The 9,303-nt window shown below is 63.6% G+C and carries 6 protein-coding genes and 1 tRNA gene; 3 read left to right on the top strand and 4 right to left on the bottom strand.

The features are described from left to right. Positions 1-503 precede the first annotated feature (503 nt). A complete protein-coding gene (locus tag OEX18_14945; GenBank protein MDH4338565.1) occupies positions 504-2,180 on the top strand; it encodes a Vps62-related protein in 1,677 nt (558 codons plus the stop codon). A gap of 63 nt (positions 2,181-2,243) precedes the next feature. On the opposite strand, the gene OEX18_14940 is transcribed toward OEX18_14945, so the two are convergent. Together OEX18_14940 and OEX18_14935 are read right to left on the bottom strand one after the other, a co-directional pair. Beyond that, positions 2,244-2,855 carry a ribonuclease HI family protein gene (locus OEX18_14940; protein MDH4338564.1) on the bottom strand — a complete coding sequence of 204 codons (612 nt, stop codon included), beginning with the start codon at positions 2,853-2,855 and terminating at the stop codon, positions 2,244-2,246. Continuing rightward, positions 2,845-3,561: a C4-type zinc ribbon domain-containing protein gene (locus OEX18_14935; GenBank protein ID MDH4338563.1), complete on the bottom strand. Its 717-nt coding sequence runs from the start codon at positions 3,559-3,561 to the stop codon at positions 2,845-2,847. Before OEX18_14935 ends, OEX18_14940 begins: the two co-directional genes overlap by 11 nt. Before the next feature lie 206 nt (positions 3,562-3,767). Here OEX18_14935 and OEX18_14930 point away from each other — a divergent pair, with 206 nt between their 5' ends. Both OEX18_14930 and OEX18_14925 read left to right on the top strand, forming a co-directional pair. After that, positions 3,768-6,548 carry a serine/threonine protein kinase gene (locus tag OEX18_14930; GenBank protein ID MDH4338562.1) on the top strand — a complete coding sequence of 927 codons (2,781 nt, stop codon included), beginning with the start codon at positions 3,768-3,770 and terminating at the stop codon, positions 6,546-6,548. A gap of 349 nt (positions 6,549-6,897) precedes the next feature. Beyond that, a complete protein-coding gene (locus tag OEX18_14925) occupies positions 6,898-8,001 on the top strand; it encodes a hypothetical protein (protein MDH4338561.1) in 1,104 nt (367 codons plus the stop codon). 90 nt (positions 8,002-8,091) lie between these two features. On the opposite strand, the gene OEX18_14920 is transcribed toward OEX18_14925, so the two are convergent. Continuing rightward, positions 8,092-8,168 (bottom strand) — tRNA-Ile (locus OEX18_14920). A 35-nt stretch (positions 8,169-8,203) separates the two neighbouring features. After that, positions 8,204-9,303, bottom strand: a 1,100-nt coding sequence (rpoD, locus tag OEX18_14915; GenBank protein ID MDH4338560.1) for an RNA polymerase sigma factor RpoD, incomplete at its 5' end; no start/stop codon positions are given.

The raw sequence follows: 9,303 nt of genomic DNA, 5'->3' as shown, positions 1-9,303 counted from the left end.
CCGCCTAACTACTGTTCTACTGCACTTCTACCGCTATCTCCTGCAGCCTATCCAGATAGGCTGCGAGCCAGACTCAATTTCGTGCAGCTACTTCGACGCACGACCCAAGAATAGTACCGCGTAACCCGCAGGCTAACAAGCGAGACACTGCGCGGTGGCGCAGCGGTCATGGACACCCGTTGCAAATGCACGGCGACGTTGCGGGTGGCCCGTGGGTGTTGAGGGCCGCGCAGCCGGCCCTGCCGGAGCGTCCATAGCCGGAAGGGATCCGTGACAGGCGCAACCTCCAGAACCCGGATTCGGCCCGCGTCACACGCCTTGACCCCAAGGCAGAGCTGACCTTACAATCAATGGAAATCCGCGAAGCAACTCGCTTCCAGGGGCCGCCTGGGCACCTCCCGTACCTGGCCCTCCGGCGATTGCCTCAGACAGTGGCCGCAACCGCTCTCTTGTTCCCGTATTGCCGCTGTCGCCCTTTTCTCTCCCAACGAAGGGAGTCCGCTATGCACTCTCTCAGACGTCATGCGGCAAAAGTGTGCTCGTGCCTCGTGCTTGCGGCAGTCGGGTTCGCTTTCGCCGGGTGCAGCGACGACAACCCGGCCGCGCCGGAGGACAACACCCCCGCCGAGTCCTTCAGCAACATGTCCTTCGACCGTCTCGGCGTTGCCGTGGTTCCCGGCGCGACATCGGCCATTGAAGTGACCCCGCTTGCGGGCGCGCTGGAGCCGTTCACGGTGAGTTCCAGCGACGAGGGTGTTGCCACCGTGATCGGCTCGATCACGGCAGCGGCGGATGGCGCGGCGGCCACCGGCACCATCAGCGTGACCGGCGCCGGCGCCGGCACCGCCACCATCACCGTGTCCACGGGTTCCGGGGACAAGCGCCAGTTCCCTGTGACCGTGTACGATCCAACGGTCCTCGACGCGGGTGAACTGCTGATCAAGTTCACAGGCGAGTTCGGCTCGCGCTACCACGACAGCGGCAGCGGCGCCGACAACGACGGCGACTTCTACATGCCCATCGCCCCCGCCGGTTACTATCCCCTGGGTGCGATCGGTTTCGCCGGCTACCAGAATCCCAATGATCTCAAGAGCGCCGCGCTCGTGGTGAAGGACAAGGGGACCAGTCCCGCCAACCCGCCGCTCAAGGCGCCGGATGACTACGAGATGGTCTGGCACAACGGCGTGTGGTTGACGTACCCTATCAACGGGTGGTATCCGGACGGAAATGTCACCGGCGCGTTCTGGCGCCCCATTCCGCCGCCGGGATACGTGGCCCTGGGCGTGGTGGTCTACAACTGGACCCCCGGCGGCGATATCAACGCGAACAACCCGGCCAATCAGAAGCCGCCGCTGGACGCCGTGATGTGCGTGCGCGAGGACCTCACCCGCACCGCGGGAATCGGGGGCTACGCCTGGCACGATGCCGGCAACGGGCTCTCGGACCGTTTCTTCCGCGCCGACCAGCTCGTCATTCCCAGCACCTACAGCGACTACGAGCAGATGCTGGTTGCGCCGAACACGGTGGTGGCGCACGCCTCGCACGCCGTGAACGACATCAGCAACCCGGTCGCCAACGTCCTGCTGATCAAGCCACAGGTCGTGATGGACGCGGACTACTACAGCACGCGCTGGCGGCCGGAGTTGACGAGCCTGGCAGACCCCGGCGCGTCGTCGCAGCCGCTCAAGACGCGGGCGATTCTGGTGCCGTTCAACGCCTTCACCGATGCCAACAAGGACGTCAACTGGAAGGTTGCCAACTCACCGTTCTACCTTCTGGAACGCGAGTTCTACTGGGACGAGGAGTGCTGGACCTCCGCCTTCAACGACTGTCAGCTGGATTACACCGCCGGCACCGGCAAGAACGAAACCAACACCACCTGGGAACAGGAGAGCGTGACCGCATCCGAGGAAGTGGGCTTCGAACTCAAGGGGGTGGGCGGCAAGGTCAAGAGCACAGTCACCAAGACCATGGGGTTCGCCACCTCCACCGGGGTGTCGGCGTTCTATGAGGTCAAGGTCGCGTCGTCGGTGCCCGCCCCGGGAGAAGGAAGGATCCTCGCCACCTGGAAGGCGGCGAATCGCTTCACCCTCCACCGGCACAACGGAACCACCACCGAACAGGTGATGTCACCGTGGACAATCTTCGAGAACCGCTTCCACTCCTCGCGGTTTCCCTGATCCGGGCCCGAGTTAGATCAAGACAAAGAGGCCGTTCGACGCAAGTCGGACGGCCTCTCCTCTTCAGGCCTGTTCCAGGTCTTTGCCGTCGAGGGCGGCGTTGAGGAGTTTGTCGGCCAGGGCATTCTGGGCGCGGGGGATGTGTTCCGCGCGGAAGGCGTGGAAGCCGGAGATGAGCGCGCGCACGTCGTCGTAGCGCTTGAGCAGGTCGGCGTTCTTCACCTTGTACTGCCCCTCCAGCTGGCGCACCACCAGTTCGCTGTCGAGCTTGAGGGTCACGTCGCTCGCACCCAGTTCCGCGCACAGTTCCAGCGCCAGGCGCACGGCTTCGTACTCGGCCACGTTGTTGGTGGCCTTGCCGATGAGGCGCGCGCGCCGCAGGAGCTCGGCACCGCTTGCATCGGTGATGACCGCCGCACAGGCCGCCCTGCCAGGGTTGCCGCGCGAGCCGCCGTCGGCGTAGGCAACGAGGGCGAGTTTCTGGTTTGCGTTCGTCTTCTTTGTGGGGTGCTTCTTTGCTATTTCCGCCAGTTCCTTTTTGAATTTCCTCGTGATCCCCACCACTTCCGCAGCACCGATGCCGGCTTCCGCGGCGGCCACCGCGAGGGTCTTGCCGTCGAGGAGCTTCTGCAGGAGGACGTCGAGGCGCTCGGCGAGGGGTGGTTCAATCCGCATAGTAGACGAGGATGCGCCCGCAGGCCTGGCAGGTGATGAACTGGTCGTTCTTGCGCACCTCGACGGCGACCTGCGGCGGCAGTTGCTGCCGGCACACGCCGCAGTGCTCGTCCTGAACGCGCGTCACCGCGAGGTCGCCGAAGCGGTCGGCGACGCGCTCGTAGCGTTTGAGCAGCGCGGGGCTGATTTCGGAGAGAATCTTCGGCTTCTCGCGCGTGAGCCGGTCCACCTCGGTGGCGAGTTCGGCGCTCTTCGCCTCCAGCGTGTCGCGCTCCGCCATGCGCTTGCCGCGCTCCACCTGCAGGGCCTCGTGCGCCGCGGCGGTTTCCTTCTCCGCTGCCTCGATCTCGTCCATGAGGACGAGGATCTTTTCCTCGTCGTCACCGATCGCCTTCTCCAGGTTGGCGATTTCCTTGATCATGGCGGTGTACTCGTCGTTGGTCTTCACCAGTGACTGCTGGCTCTTGCACTTCTTGAGGTGATCCTCGTGCTCGTGCAGGCGCTTCTCGGTGTCGCGCCGTGCCACCAGCAGGCCGTCGAGTCTGGCGCGCGCCGCCTTCTCGCGGGCCTCGAGGCCGGCGAGGGCGCGGTCGATGGTCTCTATCTCGGTGGGTATTCGTTGCAGGGCAAGCCGGTCGCTGTGCAGCGATGCCTCGATGCGGGCCACGGAGACAAACAGGCTGATGTCGCGGCGGAGGTCGTTCATGGTTTCCTGTCGGCCAGAGTAGCGTGAGAACAAGGGCACGTCAACCCACCCCCGGAGTGGGCTTTCCCGAGCCCGGCAAGCCTCGAAAACCAAGGTCCGCCCCCGAGCCACAGCGCCGACCGCGACAACCGGCTCTACAGATCTACGAAGATCATGTAAACTGCCTTCTCTGCACTCCGACCACTGCAGTTCGCGGAGGACCGGGATTGATCGGCCAAACCATATCTCACTACAGGATCACCGCGGAACTCGGGCGCGGGGGGATGGGCGTTGTCTACAAGGCTGAGGATCTCACCCTCAGACGCACCGTTGCCCTGAAGTTCCTCTCTCCCCACCTGCTGGCGGATCCACAGCAGAAGAAGCGATTCCTTCACGAAGCCCAGGCGGCCGCCGCCCTCGATCATCCCAATATCACGACAATCCACGAGATCTACGAGGCCGATGGACAGACGTTCATCGCCATGGCGTTTGTCGAGGGTGGGAACCTCACCGAGAAGGTCGGGGACGGTCCGATGGCGATTGATGAGGCATTGGACATCGCCGTGCAGGTGGCACGAGGCCTATCGAAGGCACACGAGGCAGGCGTTATCCACCGGGACGTCAAGCCGGGCAACGTCATTGTTACGCCAGAGGGTCAGGCGAAGGTGGTGGACTTTGGACTCGCAAAGCTCGCAACACAGACCCGGCTCACAAAGAGCGGGACGATGGTCGGGACAGTCGCCTACATGTCTCCGGAGCAGGCGGCGGGTGACGCCGTGGATCATCGCACCGACATCTGGTCACTCGGCGTAATGCTCTACGAGATGCTCTCTGGCGAACTGCCATTCAAGGGGGCGGTGGAACCCGCGCTGCTCTATTCGATCATGCATGAGGCCCCCAGGCCGATCATAGAGACACGACGCGAAGTGCCGGGAACCCTGGAAGACGTTCTCGATAAAGCGCTCACAAAAGACCCTGCGAAGCGTTACCAGACGATGACCGCGCTCCTGTCGGATCTCGAGACACAGCGCGACCTCATTTCGCGCGGAATCAAGACTCCGCGATCCTCCCTGCTGCGCAGGTTGAGGCGGCGGAGACTCACCGCTCCTCTCCTCGTCCTCACGGCAACGATCGCCGCTTCCGCGTGGCTGGCGATCGACCGGGGATGGCTGCCGACCGGGGACGCGGGCAACAGCGGCCCAGCAGATCCGCGGCCATGGGTCATGGTTGCCGAATTCGACGCTCCCAGGGAATCACCTTCGCTTGGCGTCGCCGCAAGACATCTGGTTATTGCGACTCTGGACGAGTCGAACATCGTCGAGGCAGTCCCGACCGAACAGATCAGAATTGGCCTTTCCCTGGCGGCAATGCCGGAGACCACCCGGGTGGACGGTGCGATCGCCCGGGAAATAGCGTACCGGAGCGGTATTAGGACCGTCGTGGAAGGACGCATAGACCGCCTGGGTTCCAACTACGCAATCGTGCTCAGGGCGGTTGACGCGGACAATGGCAGCGTCATCTGTTCTTTCAACGACACAGCCAATGGTGAGGACGCGTTGATTGCCACCCTGCGGCGCCTCGCGGAGAAACTACGCGAAGGGCTCGGGGAGAAGCGGTCCGCACTCCAGCAGACACACCTTCGTTGGACGGCCGCAACGCCGTCTTTCGAGGCCTATCGCAAGTACGCCGAAGCGTTCGAGATGCAGCAGATGCAGGGGGACGACCGCGGCTCTCTGGTACTCCTGCGCGAAGTACTTCGTATCGATCCTGATTTCGCTGAGGCCTGGGCCCTGAAGATGTTCGGTCACTGGCATCTCAGCGAGATGGATTCGGTGCGTTATGCACTGAATCAGGCACTTCGACACCCGGAGCGGCTGACGGAAGAAGGGCAGATGTTCCTCCAGCAATGCAAGGAGAGCCTGGACGGCAATTTCGAGCGTGCCGATGCGCTCAGCCAGGAGTTGATCCGCCGAGGCTATCAATTGAGCAGTTCGCTGGGGAATCGCGTCGGCCTCTTGATGATCGCCGGTCGCTACCAGGAAGCACTCGATTGCGCCCGGCGCGCAGCACACGTGGGGCCGTTCGGACCGCAGCAGTGGGTACTCGCAAACGAGATCGATATGCTACTCATGTTCGGTCTCATCGACGAGGCCCGACTGGAAAGCACCAAGCTAAGAGGAACCGCCCTGGCCTACCACATGGCGATTCCTGTGGCCGCGAGCGACTGGACCGCGGCGGATAGCCTGGCCCGGTTGTTCCGGAACGATCCGACCCTTGCGGACGATATTCACGAACAGGCACTCGTCGTCATGGCGTGCAATCGGGCGGCAGAAGGATCGCTGCTTGAGGCCGGCAGCCTCCTGCGCCAGGCGCATTCGGATTCGGATCGTGACTTCTTTCTCGTTGTGGCTTCATCGGATCGGGGCCGCGATATTTCGATGTCTGGCATCGGCGATTCGACTACAGGCGAGAGGGTCATACGAGCACTCACGATGGCGGCGCGTAGCGACACAGCCGAAGCCAGCCGCTTCCTGCACGGACTCTCGAAAGACGATCTGCGCGATTCAGGCGTACGCCAGGACCTCGTCATGGCACTGGAGCATGAGTTGGCGGGTCGGTGGCGTCAGGCGACCGATCTCCTGGCGCCTCTGTCGCGCGGTTCGTATCGTTTTGGCATTGGGCTGGACCGGGTGTATCTCCGATGGATCACAGCGGAGTCGTTTGTGTCCCAGGATCTTCCCGACTCCGCCGCCGCATATTTCGAACTCGCCCTGACCCCTGGAGTATCGCCGTGGACGTCGCGGCTCAACGCGAGGATGCTCTCTTCCCTCGTTCGCCTGCGACTCGTTTCCCTCTACGCACAGACGGGCCGCGGAGACGAAGCGGCCCGCCAGTTCGCGATCCTGGATAGAGAGGTGACGCACCCCGACGCGGACATGACCCGGTTGATTACCGAGGCTCGTGCCGCGCTCGAAGCTGCCGGGCAGCCTGCCCGCGCGGGAAGGTGACTCGCACCCCGACCATGCACCCCGGAGCGGACTCCCCGGGGGCGGCTGGTAGCCGTCACCGCCCGGTGACGTCCAGTAAATAATGCACATGCATCATTGATGCCTCTCCGCCGCCACGACTAGAATCCCGCTGCTGACACCAGCGGCTGTCGCCGTGCCGAACGCGCCTGTCACCGCTCCGACAATCCAGCGCCTCTACGAGACCGGGTGGCAACAACACGCGTCCTCCACAGCGACTCATCCGTCGTGGGCTCCTGCTGTTCGCAACGCGCGCATCTTGTCAGCACGTGTCGAAAAGCTGAATTTCTCTCCTTTTTGCAAGAACCAGATCGACCGAGGAGAACTCACCATGAAAACGTCCGTATTTCTCCTGTGCCTGCTCGCGATCACGCTCTTCGTCTTTGGCTGCGGCGAGGAGCCACCCGTTGTTTCAGACGGCTCCACTGCCAACAGCCTGCTTCCATCGTCCACCGCGCCGTCCCAGTTCTACACGTCCCACTGGGCCATCGAGAACGACTGGGCCGTGGCGTTGGAGTGGATTGATACGCGCACGGGGCTGGGCACGAGCCTCTGGTTGTACGATATCTCGCCCGATCCAGAATACCCCGATGCCTTCTTCGCCCCGTACGGCGTGGCCTTCGACGTGGATGGGACGATGTACACCATCGTCAGCTGGTTTGACGGCGTGCAGGAGCACTCCAAGGCGCGCCTGGCGCGGGTGGACCTGCAGACGGGTGCGCTGACCTACATCGGCCCGACCCATCCCTTGAACTTCGCCGGCCCCGAGATCGACGCCTGCGGCAACGTCTACGCCACGGGCTTCACGGTTGGACCGCCGGAGACGGGGGGCGAGCCCACCTACGTTTGGGGTGACTCGTACCTGTACCGCTTCGACAAGTACACCGGCGAGGCCACCCGCGTTGGAGACACCGGACATACCGAGTGGATGGACATGGCGTTCGATTCGCAGGGACGCCTCTGGTCCACATTTGCCAACGACCTGTACCTGCTGGATCCCCAGACCGGCGCCTCCACGTTCGTTACCCACGTCACCGGCGTTCCGCAGAACAACGTGCCCGGTGTCTGCCCGGAAGACTGGCCGTGGATGGAGATCATGTCGATCGCCTTCGACGACAACGACGTGCTATGGGCGACGGCGATGAAGGGATTCAGCGAGTGTGATGAGGTCGACGCCCCGCTCATGCACGTGGACGTCAACACGGGCGTGGCGACGGTCGTCGGATACACGCACGAGGGTTACAACCACGGCGGCGACATTGCGCCAAGCAAGGTGAGAGTGTGTCACCGCAAGGGCAATGGCTCATACGTGACCATCACCATCGACATGTCTGCCCTGCCGGCCCACCGCGCCCACGGTGACATCGTTCCCGGCGTGGACGGCAACGACTGCGACTGCCCGGATCGTCCGGACGACAAGCACATGGTGAATTGACACGTCGATGTCAGCCGCGACCGCAGGGCCATCGGCGCTTTCTGGCTTTCAACAAAAACGCCGCCCCGCACGGGGCGGCGTTTTCTTGACTGGTGGGCCCACCAGGATTTGAACCTGGGACCAGCAGGTTATGAGCCCGCCGCTCTGACCAACTGAGCTATGGGCCCTCGCGCGCAGCGTAGCACAGCCGGCGCGCGCTGGCTCATATGATCTCGGTGTAGCCCTTCAGCTTGCGGGCGCGGCTGGGATGCTGCAGCTTCTTCAGGGCCTTGGCCTCGATCTGGCGCACGCGCTCGCGCGTCACATTAAAGATGGTCCCCACCTCTTCGAGCGTGCGCGGCGTACCGTCGCCCAGCCCGAAGCGCAGCCGGATCACCTTCTCCTCGCGGCGCGTGAGCGTGGAGAGCACCCGGTTGAGCTGGTCGCGCAGCATGGCGTGCGACGCCGACTGCGACGGCGAGGCCGCCGAGGTGTCCTCGATGAAGTCGGACAGGTTCGAGTCCTCGTCCTCGCCGATGGGCCGGTCCAGCGAGATCGGCTCCATGCTGGCCTTCATCACGCTCTTCACCTTGTCGAGCGGGTAGTTGAGCTTCTTAGCCACCTCTTCCGGGGTGGGATCGCGGCCGTTCTCCTGCACCAGCTTGCGCTGCGCACGCGAGACCTTGTTGATGGCCTCGATCATGTGCACCGGCACGCGGATGGTGCGGGCCTGGTCCGCGATGGCGCGGGTGATGGCCTGGCGGATCCACCAGGTCGCGTAGGTGGAGAACTTGTAGCCCTTGCGGTAGTCGAACTTGTCGACCGCGCGCATGAGACCGCTGTTCCCCTCCTGGATCAGGTCGAGGAATTCCAGGCCGCGGTTGGTGTAGCGCTTGGCGATGGCGATCACGAGGCGCACGTTGGCCTCGATCATCTCCTTCTTGGCGCGCTGCACCTGGATCTCGCCGCGGCGGATGCTCTCGACCACCTTGTCGAGTTCCTCGCTGGAGAGGTTTTCTTCCTTCTCGATGGCCTTGATCTCCACGCGCAGGGCGCGCATCTTGCGCTCGAAATCCTCCAGCATCTCCAGCGACCACGTGCCCTTGCCGCCCACCTTCACGCTCCGGCGGCGCGACGCGGCCTTGAGCTTCTTCACGTGGCCGGCGATGTCGTCGTAGCTCAAGCCCACGAACTCTTCGTACTCGGCGTGCTTGGCGTTGAAGTCCTTGAGCCGGTCGCGCGTGGCGCGGATGTTCTCGACGATGCGCTCGAGCTGTTTGGGGTTGAGCTGCAGCTTGACGTATTCCTCGAACAGCTTGGCCT

Source organism: Candidatus Krumholzibacteriia bacterium, assembly GCA_029865265.1.
In the GTDB taxonomy this organism is placed as follows: Bacteria; Krumholzibacteriota; Krumholzibacteriia; order WVZY01; family JAKEHA01; genus JAKEHA01.
The sequence above is the reverse complement of the archived record's forward strand: the minus strand, read 5'-3'. Positions and strand labels throughout refer to the sequence as shown.